Raw genomic sequence first — 19118 nt, 5'->3', positions numbered from 1 at the left:
ATAGAAGCAATGCTCTTGAATACCAAGAGTCATATTTTATGTTTTCTGAAGACAGTTAAAATAGAATATTTCACTTGGCCCTAACCGGGCATAAGGAACGGATACGACCCTTTAAAAAAAGGGGTCAACGGCCATTTCGGACTACGGCTGCCTCGGAACGCTAGTCCGGCGTGTGACCAATGTATTCAGACCTCTCTATATATAGTATGCCGAAATTTTGTCCGAGGACATTGTTGTTGGAGGTAACCCATGGAAAATGACAACACCAACTCTTCTGAAATGGAAATGAGCTTTGAGGCCGCCCTCGAAGATTATCTTAATGCCGATTTCGGAAATCTGGACGAAGGAGGCATTGTCTCCGGTGAAGTTGTAAAAGTTGATAATGATACTGTTCTTGTCGACGTAAACTTCAAGTCCGAAGGTCAGATCCCCGCATCCGAATTTTTGAATTCCGAAGGTGAGATGACAGTTAAAGTCGGCGACAAAGTAGATGTTTTTGTCGTCAACAAGAACGAAAGCGAAGGCACCATCCACCTTTCTCGCGATAAAGCCAAACGTATGCAGCTTTTCGACAAACTCGAAGAACTGCAGGAAAAAGAAGGCGTTGTTGAAGGTAGAATTATTCGTCGCATCAAGGGCGGCTACACTGTAGATCTCGGCGGCGTGGAAGCATTTCTGCCCGGATCACATGTTGATCTCCGTCCTGTTCCCGATATGGACGCTCTTGTCGATCAGACTTACGAGTTCAAGATCCTCAAAATCAATCGTCGTCGCAGCAACGTTATTGTTTCAAGACGTGTTCTTCTTGAAGAACAGCGCAATGAAATGCGTTCACAGCTTCTTGAAACCCTTGAAGAAGGACAGGTTGTTACCGGTAAAGTCAAGAATGTTACCGAATACGGTGTATTCATTGACCTCGGTGGCCTTGACGGTCTTCTTCACATCACCGACATGTCCTGGAAGCGTATCAAGCATCCTAAGGAAATGGTTGCTCTTGGTGACGAACTTGAACTTAAAGTTCTCAACTTCGATAAAGACGGCCAGAAAGTTTCTCTCGGCCTTAAGCAGCTCGTTCCTGATCCGTGGGAAGATATCTCCGGCAAATACCCTGAAGAAGCTAAATTCACCGGTAAGGTTACAAACCTCGCTGATTACGGTGCATTTGTTGAGCTTGAACCCGGTGTAGAAGGTCTGGTTCACATTTCTGAAATGTCCTGGACCCGCAAGCTGCGTCATCCTTCTCAGATGGTTCGCGTTGGTGACGAAGTTGAAGTTGTCGTCCTCGGCGTTGATCAGGATAAGAAACGCATTTCCCTCGGTATGAAGCAGGTTAAGCCGAATCCTTGGGATGTTGTTGCTGAGAAGTTCCCCGAAGGAACCATTCTTGAAGGCCAGATCAAGAACATCACCGAATTCGGTGTGTTCATCGGCATCGAAGATGGTATCGACGGTCTTATCCATGTTTCCGATATCTCCTGGACCAAGAAAATCCGCCACCCTTCAGAAGTATACAAGGTTGGTGATACCGTTCAGGCCAAGGTTCTTACCGTGGATAAAGAAAACGAGAAGTTCACTCTCGGTGTAAAACAGCTTACCGAAGACCCCTGGTCTCAGGTTCCCTCAAAGTACCCCGTGGGCTGCACTCTTGAAGGTGTCGTAACCAACATTACCGATTTCGGTCTCTTTGTTGAGGTTGAAGAAGGTATCGAAGGTCTGGTTCACGTATCCGAAATCAGCCACAAGAAGATCAAGAATCCTTCTGAAATGTTCAAAGAAGGTGTATCCATTCAGGCAAAAGTCATCCATGTCAGCGCTGATGAACGCAGGCTCGGCCTTTCCATCAAGCAGCTCAAGGAAGAAGAAGACAAGCGTAAACCTAAAGAGTTCCGTTCTTCCAGTTCTGAACCCGCAGGTAACCCTCTTGGTGAACTTCTGAGACAGAAGCTTGAAGATGCAACCGAAGCCAAGGCCGCAGCCGATGCAGAGGAAGAAGATTCCTAGTCCCGGTTTTTCGGCAAAGCATCCGATAATATTCGGATTCAGTTTGCTTATTCTGGTCATGGCCCTCATGTGGGGGGCCATGGCCTTTTTTAATGGAAACTTGAGAAATTCGATGTTTTCGTCTGATGCTATAGGCGTTGTGAATGTAAAGGGCATGATCACCGATCCCATCCCTGTGGTTCGCTTTATTCGCAGACTTCGTGATGATCCTTCGGTGAAAGGTGTTCTGCTGCGGGTTAATTCTCCCGGTGGACTTATTGCTCCTTCTCAGGAACTTTACCTTGCGGTCAAAAGATGCGCCGAGGTCAAACCTGTTGTCGCATCGTTCGGTTCCGTCGCTGCCTCAGGCGGTTATTATGCCGCAGCACCTGCTACCCTCATTGTATCAAATTCCGGCAGTCTTACCGGTAGTATAGGTGTTAAGGCCGAGTATGCAAACATCCGTGAACTGATGGACAAGGTTGGTATAAAACCTGAAATTTTCACCAGTGGAAAATTCAAGGCTGTCGGTTCGCCCATGGTTCCTCTGACTCCTGAGCAGCGGACGTACCTTCAAAATCTGATACTTGATATGCATGATCAGTTTGTAGGTGATGTCGCCTCGGCAAGGGGAATGGATCGCAAGAAGGTTGAAAAAATAGCTGACGGCAGAGCTCTGACCGGAAGACAGGCCTACAAGCTTGGACTTGTTGATAAAATAGGCAGTTATGAGGATGCTGTTGCCTACCTTAAAGCTGCATGCCATCTTGAAGGATCTGCTGTTCTGATAGAAGGTCCTGAAAAGAAAGTTCCCTTTTTATCCCAGATTTTGGGATATCTGGGGCTAAAACCTGAAGGGGCAGCTTCCATCGACGGCTGGCGTTTCAGCTACTGAAATTTTTAACTTCTCCACCCTGATTCGTTTTATGGCACCTGATAGCGGTTTTATCTCTTGGAGAAATAAGCTATGGTCTTACAATGAAAGCGATATTTATCGGGGTTGGAGACGCTTTTGACGAACGGGAAACAAATACTTCCATCTTAATTGATTTTGAAGGGACCAGAATACTTCTTGATTGTGGTTTCACTGTACCAAAATCATTGTTTTCACTCATTCCTGATGCGGATAGTATTGATGCCGTATTCATCTCCCATTTTCATGGTGATCACTTTATGGGTGTGCCCTATCTTCTCGGGCATATGCGTTCTGCCGGGCGAAAATCCCCTCTGACTTTCATTGGCCCTAAAGATATTGAGCAAAAAATTATTTCAGCTGTAAATTTTGCTTATCCGACACTTCTCTCAAAACTGGAATTTAATCTTTTTTTTGAACCCTTGACTGCCGGGGAAGCGGCTTTTAATAATAGTGTAGTTATAAAAAGTGTACCGGTTGTTCATTCTGTGGATGCGTTTGCCATAAAAATGAAATGTAATGGATTCTCATTATATTATAGTGGTGATGGTTGTCCCGGAGACGAAGCCTTCAAGCTGGCTGAAGGTTGTGATTTTATAATACATGAATCCTGGGGTATAGAGAAAGGTTCAGCCTCTCATGGAAGCGTCAGCAAAAGCATAGAACTGGCCCGCTATGCAGGGTGCAGAACCCTTGCTTTGATCCATGTCTATTCCAGACTGCGTGATAAATTGTCTTTGCTCTACAAATCCGGTGCGTTTGCAGGAGAAGATTTTGAAATCGTTCTCCCTGAACAGGGTGATGAGCTTATTTTTAACTGATATTTTGGTTTATACGGTTGTTTTAGACATAGGACTGTCCGGAGTTTCAAGTGCAAAGCAGTTATGATCAGATTGTTCGTGAATTTTTCGAAGCAAAAAACGGTACATGCGTTCTTCTTACAGAGGATAATGCCTTTTATAAGCTTTTAAGAGGCACCATCTTTAAGATACTTGCTATCCGCATAGATTGTCTGATCTTTTTTCATGATCAGGCTCCGGCAATACGTGAGATAAAAGACAAAATCGGTGCAGGTCAACAGGTTCTGGTTTTTGTTGAACGTCAGATTCATGGTAAATCAACGGCTGACTTTATTTTAAATGTTAAAAGGCTGTTTCCTGAAATCAGACTGATTGTTCTCACCGGCGAAACCAGCGAAGATGAACTGGTCTTTTTACATGAAATGGGTGCCAATAATATTATTACCAAACCTGTTTCCGTGGACAGTCTTGTCCAGAAAATCGCTTTTACCATAAAACCTCAGGGTAAACTCAATCAGCTTGTTCATGCCGGAAAAGAGTATCTTGGCAAAGGCGAATTAAAAAAAGTTCTTCAGATCTGCACTAAAATTTTAGAGATAAAAACAAACAGTCCTGCGGGACTGATGCTTCTGGGTGACGCCCTTAGCGGACTTGGTAAAAGAGCTGAAGCCCTTAAAGCCTATGAGAAAGCCCACGAGCAATCAAAAGTTTTTATTGATCCCATAAAAAAGCTGGCTGATTTTCATAAAGGCAATGATGATGAACAGTATCTGTATTATCTCAAGAAGCTGGATAAGCTGAGTCCTTTAAATACTGAACGAAAATGCGAAATAGGCAGGGTTCACCTTGAAAACAACCAGATTGATGAAGCCGAAGGGTATTTTGATCAGGCTGTAAAATGCGCCATAAGAGAAGCTCATGGCTACCTTTCCGAAGTTATGAGCAATATTGCCGAATCGCTTTTTGATGTTTCCCCGGCCAAGGCGGAGAAATATTATTCAAAACTGCTGGCTGTTAAAGGTTCAAGTCTTACTTCTGATGATCTGGAAACTTTCAACAGACTTGGAATAGCCATGCGCAAGCAGGGCAAGTGGAAAGAGGCTGTTAAGAACTATCGCGAAGCTTTGAAAGTAGCTCCCCGGGAGGGCGGTCTTTATTACAACATAGGTCTGGCTTACACAGATGGTAAAGATTACGCAAAATCAGCTCAGAACTTCAAACGTGCAATTAACAGTGAACAGGAAATCCATAAAAGTTCTCCTTCCGTTGCCAGAAATATTGCAGGAATTTTTATCAAGGTCGGCATGCATGATGATGCCAGAGTTGTTATCAATGAGGCTTTGAAAGCATTTCCAAATGACTCAAGACTTAGGGACCTGCTGAACAAAATCGATTAGTCTGCTTAATCTAATTGCTTTTATTGCTGTTCTTTAGCATATTACCAAAATAGTCCTCAGGGTTTGAAATTGTTTCTCCTCATAAGATTATGGTGAATTGATGCTTCTGATAACAGCTCTTGTCCTTGGCCTTGTGCTTTTTATGATAGTTTATGCAAGGTATATGAATGCCTGCGCTTATCTTACCGACAAACGCCTCAAAGTTGAAAATTACCGAAATCAGATTGAGGAAAGAATTGAAAAGATCAACGAAGAAATTGATAAAGTTGAAGTTGATGTGGATGAAGCGCAGCAGCAGTTGAAGGATCTTGAATATAGAATAAGCAGGGCCAGAGCTAAATAATGTTTTATTTCATCATGGTAGGCGTAAGCTTCATCGTTCTGGCGCTTATCCTCAACAGGATAGTGACCAATTGGTATATTGAAAAAAGTAAATTTTACAGTCGTGAAGAAGTGCTTCTCACAAAAAAATTGAATGAAGCCATGCAGAAGCATAAAATGACTCAACGCAAACTGCGCCGGCTGAAAAGCAAGATCCGTAGCTATGAGGCTTTGCTGCCCAATAAACCCGTTACGGAAAAAAGTGACGACTGATATTTTTGAATTGAGTTTACAGCTTAAACCGTCTGTACCATCAGGCGGTTTTTGTTTTTGTAAATTTATTTTTATACATGTTTTTACCCTGCAAAAATAAGAATGCACAATGAAATTCCGCTGATATTCTTCTCAAAGTGTTTTTATCCTGCAATGCAACAGCAGATTATGGCTATAAATATGTATTGATACTATTGTCTTTTAAGGCATTATTGTAGTACTATTATAGAGTCAAAATGATACTCACGGGGGATTGATGTTACCAAATGACTCCAGAGACTCTAATCGCAAAATGCTGCCGCTATGGTTGAGGATTGCCGTTCCGGCAACGGTTTCACTCGTTCTGTTTGCATTCCTTATATTTTTTATCCACATGCCTGAATACCAAAGTGGTCTGGTGGAGCAGAAAAAGCTCTCTCTCAGGAGCGTGACTCAGATAGTCATGAATATTCTGGAATATTATCACGATTTGGAAATGAAAGGAGTTCTAAGTCGTGCGGAAGCTCAGGCCGAGGCCAAAAAAAGAATCAGCCTTGTCAGGTACGGAGCTGATAATAAAGATTATTTCTGGATCATTGATTCCCGCCCGGTCATGATAGTTCATCCGTATCGGAATGATCTGGTTGGAAAGAGCGTTTCTGACCTTGAAGATGGTAAAGGTAAAAGACTGATAAAAGAGATTATCGCCGGGACCAATTCAACCGGGGAAGCTCTTCTGGAATACTATTGGCAGTGGCAGGACCGCCCCGATAGAATTGTTCGAAAACTCTCGTTTGCCAAAAGATATGACCCTTGGCAATGGACTATAGGGACGGGAATTTATTTAGATGATCTGGAAGCTGATATTGCCAATAGAATCAAAGAGCATGGATATGCCACAGTTTTAATCATCGCCGTAATCCTTATACTCACACTTTACACGGTAAATCAGGGCCGCAGAGCAGGTGAAGAGATAAGAGAAAAAGCTGAACTTGTGGAAGGCGTATTTTATGCCAGTTTTCAGGGTATGAGTGTCATCAGCCCGGAAGGAGTGATCCTTGCCAGTAATAAAGCTTCTCTTGACGTAATTGAAGCCGATGAGGCTGATGTTGTAGGCAGAATGTACTGGGAAACACCGTGGTGGGATTATTCATCAGATATGATGGAAACAATCCGCAGCAGTGTGGCCGAAGCTTCCGCCGGAAATATGGTCAAGGGTGAAGTGCTCGTAAAATATGACGGCAAAGATACTTATTTTGATTTTTCCCTGAAACCATTTTTATCTGAAAGTGGCATCCCTTTATTTCTGATAGCTGAAAGCAGAGAGATAAACGATCTGGTGGAAGCAAGGGAAAGCCTGACAATAAATGAAGCCCGTTTTCGCGGTGTTTTTGACCAGAGTTTGCAGCTTATGGCAATTGTTTCTGCCGGAGGGGTTGTGCTGGAAATTAACCGCAGTGCTCTGGAATTCAGAAACGTTAAATATGAAGATGCTATCGGAAAATATTTTTGGGATACTCCTTGGTGGTCGCACTCGGAAGAGAGTCAGGAAAGAGTAAAGGATGATATCAGACGGGCAGCTAATGGACATATTGTAAGGCGTGAAATTGAAAGTATTATTCCGGATAGTGGTAAAAGATATACGGACTTTTCTCTTAAACCGGCTTTTGGTGCAGGTGGAGAAATTCTGTTTCTTATAGCTGAGGCTCGCAATATAACTGAGCTTAAGAAAGCCCAGAAACAGCTTGAAGAATTTAATCAGGAACTTGAGTCACTTGTGGATATGCGTACTTCAGAATTACAGAAATCAGTTGAACGTCTGGAAAATACCCAGAAGCAGCTTGTGCAGGTGGAAAAGATGGCTGCGCTTGGTGATCTTGTTGCCGGGGTTGCCCATGAAATCAATACTCCTATAGGGGTGAGTGTAACCAGTATCAGCTATCTGGAAGAAAAACTTAAAGATATCCACTTAAAAATAGATTCCAGTTCACTGCGCAAATCAGACCTTGAAAAGTTCTTGTCGGTTGCGGATGAGGCGACCCGCTCAACAATGATAAATCTTAACCGTGCGGCCGAACTTATCGGAACCTTCAAGCAGGTTGCCGTGGACCAGACAACAGGACAGAAGAGGTCCTTTAATCTGCGCGAGTATCTTGATGAAATACTTCTCAGTCTGCGTTCAAAATACAAACGCACCAAGCACAGCATCAATATAAGCTGTCCGGACGATCTTGTCCTCAACACATATCCGGGTGCTTTTATGCAGATTTTTTCAAATCTTATTATCAACTCACTGATGCATGCTTTTGAAGAAATAGACGATGGCAATATTGAGATAAGAGTTGAACTTGGCGGGGCCAAGCTGCTTATCCACTATAGTGATGACGGTAAGGGTATGACAGAATACGAACTTGAACGTGTCTTTGAGCCATTTTATACCACCAGAAGAAATAAAGGCGGAACCGGACTCGGGATGCACATAGTCTATAATCTGGTGACCTCACGTCTTGGTGGAACCATAAAAGGCTCCAGTGCTCCGGGACAGGGCACTGCTTTTACTCTGAGCCTGCCTTCAAGCCTTATTGACGTGCAGAGCCTTTAAGCTGTCATAGATATTTATTTTCAAGGCGGTAAATAGGTTCTACATCTTGACCATGGCGGAATAGTAAATATCTTTAGAGTTCAAAACAGACAGAAAAATGAGCTTCATGATCAGTATACCTGTTCTCTGGTGGGAACGGGTTTGGATTTGTAATTCATTGTTTTGAGCATTTAAATACCATTCAGGAGGTATAACTGAAGATGACAAGCCAGATTAAGACTTTCTTTCTGCTTGCCGTATTAACAGCAATCATCCTTTTTCTTGGGGGTATCCTCGGAGGAAGAGCCGGATTGATGTTCGCTTTTATTATTGCCATGGTGATGAACCTTGGAAGTTACTGGTATTCAGATAAAATAGTTCTTTCCATGTATAAGGCTGAGGAGCTTACTCCGGGAGATTCCCCGCAACTGCACAAAATGGTGGAAGAGCTGGCAGCCAATGCCGGTATTCCCAAACCAAGAATTTTTCTTGTCCCTCAGGATTCCCCGAATGCTTTTGCAACCGGCAGGAATCCCGAAAATGCTGTTGTTGCCGTTACAAGCGGGATTATGCGTATTTTGAGTCCTGAAGAACTTCGCGGAGTTCTTGCCCATGAAATTGGCCACATAACAAACAGGGATATTCTTATCCAGACTGTCGCTGCTGTTATGGCTTCTGCAATTATGATGATTGCAAACATGATTCAGTGGGCAACTCTATTCGGTTTTGGCGGTAGTGACGATGATGAAGGGGTTAATCCCATCGCAGCAATCGCAATTGCCATGATTGCTCCGATTGCTGCAACTCTGGTGCAGATGGCCATTTCCCGCTCCAGAGAATATCTTGCAGATGAAACCGGTGCGAGAATTTCACACGATCCCAAGGCCCTTGCCGGAGCTCTTTACAAGCTTGATGCAACTGCCAGAAATCGTCCCATGAACGCTGCTCCGGCAACTGAAAATATGTTTATTGTAAATCCGTTCAGCGGTGGCAATATGGCCAACTGGTTCAGCACTCATCCTCCGATTGAGGATAGAATTGCAAGACTGAACTCAATGGCTTCCCGGGTATAATTTATATACCGGATTCTCAGGAATGTTATAGTATTTGAATATGATAAGGGAGGCTAAAAGCCTCCCTTTTTTGCGGAGAGAGTTTATGAAAAAAATATCAGCGGTTCTGCTTCTAGCATTTGCTATATTGCTGCCTTATACCGCCTCAGCTGAAGATAATCCACGCATCACTCCTGTTGTGAAGGCTGTCAGGGAAACTTCTCCGGCTGTTGTAAATATAACTGTTACAGGTGTTACCGAACGCTCAGAGTCTCCTTTTTCCCAGATGTTTCCGGGGGACCCGTTTGATATGTTTTTTAACGGGCTGCCCGGTATGAAACGGAAGTATAAAACTGTGAGTGCCGGTTCAGGGGTCATCATAAACGGCCGGAAAGGGCTGGTGCTTACCAATGCTCATGTAATTTCAGGTGGCAGTGATGTAAAAGTCCGGCTTATTACCGGTAAAGAATATGAAGCTGATATTGTCGGGTCTGATTCCGACTTTGATATCGCAGTATTGAAAATAAGGGGCGCAGGGAATTTCCCGGAAGTAAAAATGGGAGATTCTTCAGATATCTTAATCGGTGAGACCGTTGTAGCTATAGGTAATCCCTTCGGATACAACCATACGGTTACAACCGGAGTTGTCTCGGCCCTCAAAAGGACCGTGCGCTCGGATCATGGCGTTTATACCGACTTTATACAGACTGATGCTGCCATCAACCCCGGAAACAGCGGAGGACCGCTCCTTAATATTCTAGGGGAGCTGATAGGAATAAACACCGCCATTCAGGATCGCGCCGAGGGGATTGGTTTTGCCATCCCTATCAACAGAGCCAGAAGAGTGGTTAATGAGCTTCTGGCAACAGGATCAGTATCACCGGTGTGGCTAGGGCTTGGTGGTCAGGATCTTGACCAGAGCACCGCGGGATATTTCAATTTGAGCAAAGTTTACGGAATGCTTGTGACAGAAGTCTATAAACATTCTCCAGCAGCTCAAGCCGGTATCGTTCCCGGTGATGTCATTCTTTCACTTAACGGCAATGATGTTGGTGATAAAAATAATTATCTGGCAATGCTCAGAGTCCAGACAAAAGGGCAGAATATAGACCTTGAGGTCCTGCACAGGGATAAGGTCAGAAATATAAAAATTAAGCCCGAAGGTTTATCTGATAATGATATAGAAGATTTTGCATGGTCCAGATGGGGACTCAGATCGTCTTCCTCTAAATCAGCAGGAATGATCGTTTCCTCTGTAAGAAAAGGAAGTCCTGCCGCCAAACTGGGACTTTCAAATGGAGATATAATTCACCAGATAGGAAGCAGAAGAATATCCGATAAAAAAGATTTTCTAAACTGTTTCCTGAGCTACCGCATGAATAATACAGTAATGCTCAAAGTTCAGCGCGGTCGGAATCTTTATTATGTCAGGATGAGCTTTTAACAAAACTCATTTCAGGAAGAGTAAGTTTTAATAAAATTATAAAGATAGTGCTGCGGACCAAAATTAGTTTGTAATATGGAATAGTAAATCCCCGTCCAACAAATAAAGTTGGACGGGGATTTTTGTTGTTATCAGAAGAAGTGATTAAGCTACAGAAGAATTCTATAATCAATGTTCAGAGCAGCAGCGATTTTTTTAGCATTATTTTTACCGATAGGACGTTTGCCATTCTCCATTTCAGAAATATGACGCCTTGGAATACCGGATGCCTCAGATAGCTGAGTCTGAGTTAGGTCTTCGCGATATCTGGCTCCAGCTAAAAGGGTTCCCGGATCACGATCAGGGAAAATGTCCTTTGCATCGATATCATCAGTTATATGGCAGCCTAGAGTTGCTAAGAAGTGTTTTGCCTTTTGCGCCTTATCGGTAGGACAAGATACATAAAATAATGTTTCGTCAGTATGGGGCTTTTTCGTGTGTTCCTGCATAGGTCACCTCCACTAGTTTAATTTCTCCTTCCATCTCTCTCCACACCGCAACGTAAGTTGGATTACCTTTCTTTAAGTGGCAATGGTGGGTGTATCTCGTCAGTCTGCCATAGTTGGGCCATGAACCTCTAACCGGTCCATAATTTTCAATTTCAGTGACTAATAGTGTGAGAGTTTTTTGAACCCGTTGTGGTAACTTTTTAATCTGTTTAACTGTTTTTTTGGGTATGGCAACTTTCCAAGACATTTCTAAACCTCATATACAGTAAATGTACTATTTATTAGTACACTGTCAACAGGTTTTCGTGCTCAGCAGAGCAGAAACATTTCATTAATAAAAGCATAAGAATAGCGCGGTCGGAATCTTTACTATGTCAGGATGAGCTTTTAAGATCTGCTAATCACCGGCTGCTATAAAAAAATATAAGTCCGTGAGAGCATAGCTTTCACGGACTTTATTAATTTGCCAATCTTATCGTTTACAGCTTTAGTTATTGTCCGCCCCCAGTCTGCCTATGAGCTCTTTCAGTTCCGCTGCGGTATCGGCCAGCACTGTCAGTGCATCTGCGGATTGGCGCATTTCCGAGCGGTTGTCGCCTGCAATAATTTTTATTTCTTCCATATTCTTATGTATCATATCATGTGCGTATGACTGTTCCTCAGTAGCTGTAGCAATTGTCTGTATTTCTGTGGTGGTGTCCTGTGACATCTCTGATATTTTTTCAAGCGACTTTGCCGAGAGATCAACCAGTTCCCGAGTCTGAATCACCGCTTCAACAGTGATATCCGTGCTTTTTATGTTGTCACTGGCTGATGACTGAATGTTTTTGATTGAAACCTCTACTTCCTTGGTTGCCTGCATTGTTTTTTCAGCAAGCTTTCGCACTTCATCAGCCACAACAGCGAATCCCCGACCCTTTTCACCGGCACGGGCGGCTTCAATTGCGGCATTCAGTGCCAGAAGGTTGGTCTGGTCGGCAATATCGTTGATGACACTTATGATTGTTCCGATTGAATCTGCCTGAGATCCCAGAGTATGCATATTGCTTTTAACTTCGTCCGAAAGGCTCTGCAATTTATGTATGGATTCCTTGGTTCTGCTTATAATAGCCATCCCTTCTACGGCCATTTCTTTTGTCTCTTCAGCTTGAGATACGGCGTTTTCAGCGTTTTTAGCCGAGCTGACCAGAGTCTGGTTCATTTCAGTAATTGCACTTGATGCATTGGCAATCTGTTCTGATTGTTTGTCCGTATTTATGGAAACCCTCTCAACCTGTCTGGATAGTTCTTTAGAGCCCATGGAAAGGTTGTGGGAAATTTCATCAGCCTGTGCAGCCAGTATGGACATTGTTTTATTCTGGTCTTCAATTCTGGCTTCTTTTGTCCTGATGTCAGTGAGATCCATGATGACGGCGAAGGCTCCGATACTCCTGTTATCAAGATCGTAAAGCGGGGCGGCATCTATGCGTACATGAATTTTATTTGCCTGCTTGGTCTGCCAGACCCTCTCAGTATTAAGGACAGGTGTCTTGGTTTCAAGGCAGGTGGCTATAATTCCTTTTTCTCCCTGAGGAGCCTGTAGCAATTCTTTAACCGGACGCCCTATCCATGTTTCACAGGAGTTGCCAGCTTCAATAAGCCGGCAGAGTTCTTCGTTGAGGTATGTGATATTATAATTGGTGTCCGCCACCAGACAGGGGACAGTCATTCCCCGTAGTATTCCCTGAGAAAATCCCAGTTTTTCCTTCAGTTCTTCAACCATGACAAGAATGCCGTCAGCCAGTTTCTTTATCTCACTTTTAAATCTGCCCTTAAGCTCTGTTTTAAAGTTCCCCTTGGCTATGGCACTTACAAAGTCTTCAATTTTTGTCAGAGGGGTGAGAATTTCCTTTCTAAGGAAGAGAAGGGTGACAATTGCGATAATTACAGCTGTTACCAGAACTATGCAGAGAACTGTGAAGCGTAATCTATCCACTGATGCGAAGGCTTCATTTTTTTTGATTTCAGAGATCAGAGCCCAGGTTGTTCCACCTGCATTTACGGGAGTATAGGCAGTGAGTATTTCTTCATTTTCATTATTCTGAGTTATGCAGGTCCCTGAATTTCCAGATAGTGCAGCTTCCACGGCCTCATTTTTAACGATACCCGAGCTGTTTTTGAAAGATTGCTCTACGGATCTGATTTTCGGATGCAGCTCAGAATCTGATCTCATTTTGAAGTCCGGACCGACAAGATATGATTCCCCGGTCCGGCCCATTCCAGAACGCAGAGTCATCAGCTCGTTTATGTCTTTAAGAGGGATTCTTAAGACTGCTACCGCCTGAATATCTCCGGCATGGGAGTGAACCGGTGCTCCGATGAAAGCCACAGGGGTTCCGCCAAGCGGACCGTATGGAGCAAAATCGGCAAAAACGACTTTGCCGGAGAGACATTTTTTCCAGACCTTGGCCAGATTTGAATTTTTGTATTTGCCTTTTTTCAGATCCAAACCCAAATCAGCATTGCGTTTCATTGAGAAGAGAACCCGGCCGTAATCATCAATCAGGATTGCATCGTCGTAGCCGAGAATTTTTACGAAAGGTTCGAATGGTTTTTTGGCGTAGTCATAGAGGTCTTTGTATTCATCATTTTTTACAGGCATAGGTTTGCCGTCAACAGCGTAATCCATGGAATACTCATGAACAAGCCCAACAGTGTTGTAAACTTCTTTGACTCCTGAAAATATGGTGACTTCGTTTATCCATTTACTGAATAAATCTTCAACTGCTTTTTTTTTGTTGTCCCTTACGGATTCAAGCTGGCTGTAGGCCTGATTTGAAAGAGATTTTGAAGCTGTTTCAACACTGATTGTTCCAATTACAAGCAGTGGAAAAATTCCTATGATCAGGCAGAATGAAATTAGTTTCGCCTTTAATGACATTATTTCCTCCGGTCATGGTCTGACTTTGAGGCGATCTAATTATAAAGTTGTGACAAATGTGTGACACAGGGGTGTTGTTTAAGTTAAGTATCGGCAGAATTGTTTCATTTCGTAGTTAGTCTTTGAAATTACATAATTTTATTTTTGTGTCTGATTTAAAAAAAGACCGCTGCCATTTGAAATCGCAGCGGTCATTAATATTAAATCCTGTAACAGGGCAATCAGCTTTTAGATTTTATGTGCTGAACAAGACAATCAAAAACACCATTAATATCAAGTTTGGTTGTATCAACGATGATTGCGTCCTCAGCAGGTTTAAGTGGTGCCACCGGACGGTTTCTATCCTGATCATCCCTTTCTTTTATCTGGCAGATCAGCTGGCTTAAGTCAGCTTCTTTTCCCATTTCTTCCAGTTGCAGCATGCGTCTGCGAGCCCTTTCTTCAAGATCGGCATCAAGGAAGAATTTAAACTCCGCATCAGGAAAAATAACTGTTCCCATGTCACGTCCCTCGGCAACAAGAGACGTTGTTCTGCCTATCTCGCGCTGTGCTTTCTTTTGAAAATCACGAACGACAGTAACTCTGGCAACATTGGAGGCCCACATGCCGACCTGCTCAGTACGGATATCGTCGGTTAAAGCGATATTATTGAGGCTTAGTATCGATGCACTGCCCTGTCCTGCAAGCGAAAAAGAAAAGTCATCGAGAGCCTTTGTAATTTTATCTTCCGACCAGTCCCATGAACCTTCACCAAGTTTCCACGCAGTAGCTCTGAACATTGCCCCGGTATCGAGGTAAGCAATGGAGAAATGCTCTGCCAGACGTTTGGCCAGAGTGGACTTGCCGACTCCTGCCGGGCCGTCAAGAGTTATGATAAAAGGTTCAGCCATTGATGATCTCCGCAGCCTGCTTCAGGAAAACATCATTCTCACGGGCTGTTCCCATGTTTACACGGATGTAGTCACTATAGCCGAAGCTTTTAAGGTAACGGACTATTACGCCTTTTTTAAGCAGTTCTTCAAACAGCTTTTGAGCAGAACAGGGTGGAGTGAACATTACAAAGTTCGACTGCGAGGGGAGTACCTTGCATCCTAATTTTTCAAGGCCGTCGGTAATCTGCTGTTTTCCTTCTTTAACCACTTTCAGAGTTTCATTATAAAAAATGTCGTCATTCAGAGCTGCAATCGCGGCTTCTTCGGCAATGAGGTTGACAGTAAATGGAGCTCTGGCTCTGGTTATATAGTCGGCAAGATCTTCATGCATAATCCCGTAACCTACACGCAGTCCGGCCAGTCCGTAGGCCTTTGAAAAGGTTCTGGTCAGTACCAGATTAGGAAATTCCCTGAGTAGAGGGATCATGTTGTATTTTTCTGCAGGGGAAGCAAAATCTATATAGGCTTCATCTACAACAAAAATTGTTTCGCTGGGCATTATTTCGGCGGCCTGCCTGATTTCATCAACGCTTACGGCTAGTCCGGTGGGATTATCCGGGCTTGTTATGAATACTGCGGCTGTGTTTTCTGTTGCAGCTCTGGCAATTTCAAGAACCGGTTGTTTAAAGTTCTCGTTGCGTTGCAGCTGCTTAAACTTGATTCCACAGAGTCTGGACATCAGGCTGTACATGCTGAAGCATGATTCATAGGTGATGACTTCGTCTCTTCCCGGTTGGGCCTTAACTCTGATAATCAGGTCGATTATTTCATCTGATCCGTTACCGGATATAATACATTTTTCATCCACACCGATTTTTTCGGAGATCGCCTTGTTCAGGCGTGGATTTCCGTTCTGTGGATATCTGAATATATTGGCCGCATGTTTGGCTACAGTCTTCTGGACAATAGGTGATGTTCCAAGAGGATTTTCATTGCTGGCCAGTTTGATTACGGTATCAAGACCGTATTTTTCTTTAATTTCTTCAATAGTCAGTCCCGGAGCGTATGGTTTGGTTGCCATAACTTCAGGCCGAACAGTAACTGTAGACATGATGCTATCCTTATTTTTGCTGGTACTGAAATTTGCTGAGAGAAATTCTTTATAAGTTTAAGATAAGTCGCGTCAACCTGTCTCGGTGTTCATGACCGAAAAAATGATTGTTTTCCATGGGGCAGGACAAGTCTCTTTTGTTAAGGATTGTGAAACAGCCGTTTTGCTGTTGCTGCCAGCACAGGGAATTTAGCGGGATGAGCTTTATGGAGGCGGGAGGTTTATAAAAATTGTGGAACAGTGCTAATTCCCGGAGTCCCGATTTTTTACATTTGCTGTAGAACCCTTAACGGGCGGAACTCCGGGAGATAAATTCAGATAGTTATTCAGGACGGACAGTCAGAACAGGAGCCTTGGAAGTTTTAACAACTTTTTCGGCTACTGAACCGAACAGCATGCGGTCAATGCCAACTCTGCCGTGCGTTCCCATAATAATCATATCAACCTTTTCTTCCTGAGCCATGCCGATGATTTCTTCGGCTGCGTAGCCTGTGACAACTTTGCCGCTGACTGTTACATCGCTGAAATTCTCTGTTATGAATGTATCCATTGTGGAATCAGCTCCGGTAACGATTTCTCCTACAAAGTTTTCAATAGAACTCGGCGGGACGTGAAATCCTACATACTGATCAAGAGATGGAGCGACGTAGAGACAAATTATTTCAGCTCCCATAGTTTTGGCCAGTGTTGATGCGTATTCTGCAACAACAGGGCTGTGCTCTGAAAAATCCACCGCACAAAGTATTTTGTTTATTTCTACCATTGTGATTCTCCTTTGAAGTTCAAATCCGTTCGCAATACATCGTAATTAATAAAATTTTTTATTAAAGGGCTCGCCATTAATTGAGTGGAATTGTAACGAAAATTTAAGCTGATGGACAAGTCTTTTCTTATGATTTATTCTTGTAATTAAATTAAATAGATTCAGGAAAGGAAAGTTTTTCCATCTTAAGGAAAATATTTCCTTATTAATAAATAAATTAATATATGTAATTCAATATGTTAGCTCCTGTTAAGGGTTTTGGCAGACTCTTTGCATATTTTAGGTAAACCATAGGCTGAGGAGCAGAAAATGATGAAGATTCGTTCAGATCAGGTTGATGCCCTGCAACAGCAGGAACAGGGCAATAAGACCAAAAAGGTAAAGGGAGCATCCTTCGGGGAATTCCTTGATCAGGAAGTGGAACAGACTCAGGCTTCGGCAAGTCAGACCGCAACCTCTGTTCCGGGTCTTCAGGCCATTAATCCGTTGCTGAATCTTAACATGGTTGAAAATGTCAAGTCTGTTGAGAATGATACACAGCAACTGACCGGCAAAGTGGAGGGTGTTCTGGGTCGCCTTGATGATTATGCAGGGCAGTTATCATCCTCCGGTGAGTCAAGCCTCAAAGATGCGTACAGTTCTCTTGAAGGTCTGCAAAGCGATGTTCAGGAGATCAGAAAAAACTGGCCGGATATGAGCCAGAAAAATCCTGAACTGGACGCTATTGTCAATGAGGTTGAAGTTATGGCCGTGACCGAACAGATGAAATTTAACAGAGGTGATTACATTTAGGCTCCTGAATCAATTCAGGAGTCTGAATGTGACTCCCGGGTCCCTGCCGTAAATGGTGAAAGTTTATTTTGCCCGGCAGGAAATGCGAAACCGGACTGCATAATATTATGCAGTCCGGTTTCGCATTTTAGAGCTCAAACAGAATTCACAGGATTATATTTCCCATGACTTCATGCAACTTAATTTCTATATGATTTTTGGTTATACTTAAAAAAGCAGCCCCCCGTAACATAGTCACGGAGGGCTTGGTGTGTGGCTGGTGAAGTGAAATATTATTTAACTTCGAAGTAGCTTTTTGCAGGAGCGTTACAGATAGGACACTTGTCTTCAGGTTTTCCTTCGTGAATGTGACCGCAAACGCTGCATACGTAGTAGGTTACTTCTTCGGGCTTCTCAAGGGATTCAAGAGCTTTTGTGTAGAGGTTGGCATGGCATTCTTCAGCCTGATTTGCAAAATCGAAATATCTTGCTGCTGCTCTTTCATCTTCAGCCTTTGCATCCTCAATCATCTCAGGGTACATGGTTTTGAACTCATAGGTTTCGCCTTCAATGGCTTCCTTGAGGTTGTCAGCAGTGGAGTTGATGCCTTTCATCATGCGCAGATGTGAATGGGCGTGGATTGTCTCTGCTTCAGCTGCTGCACGGAAAAGTTTTGCTGCCTGTGTATGTCCTTCGTCTTCTGCCTTTTTAGCAAAAGCGAGGTATTTACGGTTAGCCTGTGATTCACCTGCGAAAGCGTCTTTAAGATTCTGAAGAGTCTTGCTCATGATTTTTCTCCTGTGATTTTTTATTATAATGGTTTAAATTTGTTTGAATAATTTGTTCAGGGTGACTCTCACCCCGTCGTTGAAAACAGTTCTACCAGCTTAGAAAAAAAATGCAAGTAAAAAATAATAATAATTATTACTAATAATAAAATTATTATTTAAGTATCCGAAATAAAATAATAAAAAATGATAACAAAATTTTGGAAATTACACCAGAACCATTGGAACTGGATAATGCTGCTTTTTGGGTCAATTGTAATGCTGACGGCCTTATGGAATCATAGTATCCTTATTTCATTAGCCGGGATAGTTTTTTGGATTGCCGCTTGTCTTAAGCTTCCGGAAGCAAAACCGCCATTTAAATTTGTTGAAATGTGTCTTAAGTGGGAACGCAGCTGGATTGCAAAAAAATGGGATTTTAAAAAAATATCACGGTTTGTTCTTGTGTTAGCCGCAGTAGCGGTTTTTTTGTTTGCCGTTTGGAAAAACAGTTATATTTCATTACTTTTATTTGTCGGGTTCGGTATTAATATGCTTTGTATCCGGGCAAACAAGGCCATGGGAGTTGAAAAACCATAATTTAATTCTCCCTTATCAGGTGCTTGACCCTTTATTAATGTAAACTATTTCGTTAAATGCAGAAGCAATCAGTTTTACTCAGGAGA

Annotated in this window: 18 protein-coding genes; 11 read left to right on the top strand and 7 right to left on the bottom strand. The window is 43.0% G+C overall.

Annotated elements, in window-relative coordinates:
* The first annotated feature begins 249 nt into the window (after positions 1-249).
* From G496_RS0101320 to G496_RS0101280, 9 genes are all read left to right on the top strand, one after another.
* A complete protein-coding gene (locus G496_RS0101320) occupies positions 250-2001 on the top strand; it encodes a 30S ribosomal protein S1 (protein ID WP_027177684.1) in 1752 nt (583 codons plus the stop codon).
* On the top strand, positions 1979-2875 hold the full coding sequence (gene sppA, locus G496_RS0101315; protein ID WP_051294752.1) for a signal peptide peptidase SppA: 897 nt from the start codon (positions 1979-1981) through the stop codon (positions 2873-2875). The genes G496_RS0101320 and sppA overlap by 23 nt, the downstream gene beginning before the upstream one ends.
* A gap of 83 nt (positions 2876-2958) precedes the next feature.
* Entirely contained in the window at positions 2959-3714 is a 756-nt protein-coding gene (locus tag G496_RS0101310) for an MBL fold metallo-hydrolase (protein WP_027177682.1), read from the top strand.
* Positions 3715-3764: 50 nt separating this feature from the next.
* Positions 3765-5090 (top strand): tetratricopeptide repeat protein, encoded by a 1326-nt coding sequence (locus G496_RS0101305; RefSeq protein ID WP_027177681.1) that lies wholly within the window; start codon positions 3765-3767, stop codon positions 5088-5090.
* A gap of 100 nt (positions 5091-5190) precedes the next feature.
* Complete coding sequence (locus tag G496_RS0101300; RefSeq protein WP_027177680.1) at positions 5191-5433, top strand: hypothetical protein; 243 nt, start codon at positions 5191-5193, stop codon at positions 5431-5433.
* The gene (locus G496_RS0101295) at positions 5433-5684 is read left to right on the top strand and encodes a hypothetical protein (protein ID WP_027177679.1); all 252 of its coding nucleotides are present in this window, start codon (positions 5433-5435) and stop codon (positions 5682-5684) included. Before G496_RS0101300 ends, G496_RS0101295 begins: the two co-directional genes overlap by 1 nt.
* Positions 5685-5940: 256 nt before the next feature.
* A complete protein-coding gene (locus G496_RS0101290; RefSeq protein ID WP_034632007.1) occupies positions 5941-8265 on the top strand; it encodes a cache domain-containing protein in 2325 nt (774 codons plus the stop codon).
* A 200-nt stretch (positions 8266-8465) separates the two neighbouring features.
* Complete coding sequence (htpX, locus tag G496_RS0101285) at positions 8466-9317, top strand: zinc metalloprotease HtpX (protein WP_027177677.1); 852 nt, start codon at positions 8466-8468, stop codon at positions 9315-9317.
* An 85-nt stretch (positions 9318-9402) separates the two neighbouring features.
* Complete coding sequence (locus G496_RS0101280) at positions 9403-10740, top strand: trypsin-like peptidase domain-containing protein (protein ID WP_027177676.1); 1338 nt, start codon at positions 9403-9405, stop codon at positions 10738-10740.
* A gap of 149 nt (positions 10741-10889) precedes the next feature.
* Here G496_RS0101280 and G496_RS0101275 read toward each other — a convergent pair whose 3' ends face one another.
* From G496_RS0101275 to G496_RS0101250, 6 genes are all read right to left on the bottom strand, one after another.
* Positions 10890-11228: a helix-turn-helix domain-containing protein gene (locus G496_RS0101275; protein ID WP_027177675.1), complete on the bottom strand. Its 339-nt coding sequence runs from the start codon at positions 11226-11228 to the stop codon at positions 10890-10892.
* Entirely contained in the window at positions 11197-11475 is a 279-nt protein-coding gene (locus G496_RS20795; protein ID WP_027177674.1) for a hypothetical protein, read from the bottom strand. Before G496_RS20795 ends, G496_RS0101275 begins: the two co-directional genes overlap by 32 nt.
* Before the next feature lie 240 nt (positions 11476-11715).
* Complete coding sequence (locus G496_RS0101265; protein ID WP_027177673.1) at positions 11716-14148, bottom strand: methyl-accepting chemotaxis protein; 2433 nt, start codon at positions 14146-14148, stop codon at positions 11716-11718.
* 221 nt (positions 14149-14369) lie between these two features.
* Positions 14370-15038, bottom strand: a complete 669-nt coding sequence (gene cmk / locus G496_RS0101260) for a (d)CMP kinase (protein WP_027177672.1) — start codon at positions 15036-15038, stop codon at positions 14370-14372.
* Positions 15031-16131, bottom strand: a complete 1101-nt coding sequence (gene hisC, locus G496_RS0101255; protein ID WP_027177671.1) for a histidinol-phosphate transaminase — start codon at positions 16129-16131, stop codon at positions 15031-15033. Before hisC ends, cmk begins: the two co-directional genes overlap by 8 nt.
* A gap of 322 nt (positions 16132-16453) precedes the next feature.
* Positions 16454-16894, bottom strand: coding sequence for a universal stress protein (locus G496_RS0101250; protein WP_027177670.1), 441 nt, complete (start codon positions 16892-16894; stop codon positions 16454-16456).
* A gap of 309 nt (positions 16895-17203) precedes the next feature.
* Between G496_RS0101250 and G496_RS0101245 the strand changes: the two genes are divergently transcribed.
* Positions 17204-17686, top strand: coding sequence for a flagellar assembly protein FliX (locus G496_RS0101245; protein ID WP_245577842.1), 483 nt, complete (start codon positions 17204-17206; stop codon positions 17684-17686).
* A gap of 272 nt (positions 17687-17958) precedes the next feature.
* Here the strand turns inward: G496_RS0101245 and G496_RS0101240 are convergent, their stop codons facing one another.
* The gene (locus tag G496_RS0101240; RefSeq protein WP_027177668.1) at positions 17959-18453 is read right to left on the bottom strand and encodes a rubrerythrin family protein; all 495 of its coding nucleotides are present in this window, start codon (positions 18451-18453) and stop codon (positions 17959-17961) included.
* Between the two features lie 234 nt (positions 18454-18687).
* Between G496_RS0101240 and G496_RS18450 the strand changes: the two genes are divergently transcribed.
* The gene (locus G496_RS18450; RefSeq protein ID WP_051294751.1) at positions 18688-19032 is read left to right on the top strand and encodes a hypothetical protein; all 345 of its coding nucleotides are present in this window, start codon (positions 18688-18690) and stop codon (positions 19030-19032) included.
* The last annotated feature ends 86 nt before the right edge of the window (positions 19033-19118 follow it).

The sequence above is a fragment of the Maridesulfovibrio bastinii DSM 16055 genome (assembly GCF_000429985.1).
In the GTDB taxonomy this organism is placed as follows: domain Bacteria; phylum Desulfobacterota; class Desulfovibrionia; order Desulfovibrionales; family Desulfovibrionaceae; genus Maridesulfovibrio; species Maridesulfovibrio bastinii.
This window is presented reverse-complemented; position numbering and strand designations above follow the sequence as displayed.

Coding starts and splice junctions, on each gene's coding strand:
- G496_RS0101320 (WP_027177684.1), top strand. CDS start 250: ATGGAAAATGACAACACCAACTCTTCTGAAATGGAAATGAGCTTTGAG.
- sppA (WP_051294752.1), top strand. CDS start 1,979: ATGCAGAGGAAGAAGATTCCTAGTCCCGGTTTTTCGGCAAAGCATCCG.
- G496_RS0101310 (WP_027177682.1), top strand. CDS start 2,959: ATGAAAGCGATATTTATCGGGGTTGGAGACGCTTTTGACGAACGGGAA.
- G496_RS0101300 (WP_027177680.1), top strand. CDS start 5,191: ATGCTTCTGATAACAGCTCTTGTCCTTGGCCTTGTGCTTTTTATGATA.
- G496_RS0101295 (WP_027177679.1), top strand. CDS start 5,433: ATGTTTTATTTCATCATGGTAGGCGTAAGCTTCATCGTTCTGGCGCTT.
- G496_RS0101290 (WP_034632007.1), top strand. CDS start 5,941: ATGTTACCAAATGACTCCAGAGACTCTAATCGCAAAATGCTGCCGCTA.
- htpX (WP_027177677.1), top strand. CDS start 8,466: ATGACAAGCCAGATTAAGACTTTCTTTCTGCTTGCCGTATTAACAGCA.
- G496_RS0101280 (WP_027177676.1), top strand. CDS start 9,403: ATGAAAAAAATATCAGCGGTTCTGCTTCTAGCATTTGCTATATTGCTG.
- G496_RS0101275 (WP_027177675.1), bottom strand. CDS start 11,228: ATGCAGGAACACACGAAAAAGCCCCATACTGACGAAACATTATTTTAT.
- G496_RS20795 (WP_027177674.1), bottom strand. CDS start 11,475: ATGTCTTGGAAAGTTGCCATACCCAAAAAAACAGTTAAACAGATTAAA.
- G496_RS0101265 (WP_027177673.1), bottom strand. CDS start 14,148: ATGTCATTAAAGGCGAAACTAATTTCATTCTGCCTGATCATAGGAATT.
- cmk (WP_027177672.1), bottom strand. CDS start 15,038: ATGGCTGAACCTTTTATCATAACTCTTGACGGCCCGGCAGGAGTCGGC.
- hisC (WP_027177671.1), bottom strand. CDS start 16,131: ATGTCTACAGTTACTGTTCGGCCTGAAGTTATGGCAACCAAACCATAC.
- G496_RS0101250 (WP_027177670.1), bottom strand. CDS start 16,894: ATGGTAGAAATAAACAAAATACTTTGTGCGGTGGATTTTTCAGAGCAC.
- G496_RS0101245 (WP_245577842.1), top strand. CDS start 17,204: ATGATGAAGATTCGTTCAGATCAGGTTGATGCCCTGCAACAGCAGGAA.
- G496_RS0101240 (WP_027177668.1), bottom strand. CDS start 18,453: ATGAGCAAGACTCTTCAGAATCTTAAAGACGCTTTCGCAGGTGAATCA.
- G496_RS18450 (WP_051294751.1), top strand. CDS start 18,688: ATGCTGCTTTTTGGGTCAATTGTAATGCTGACGGCCTTATGGAATCAT.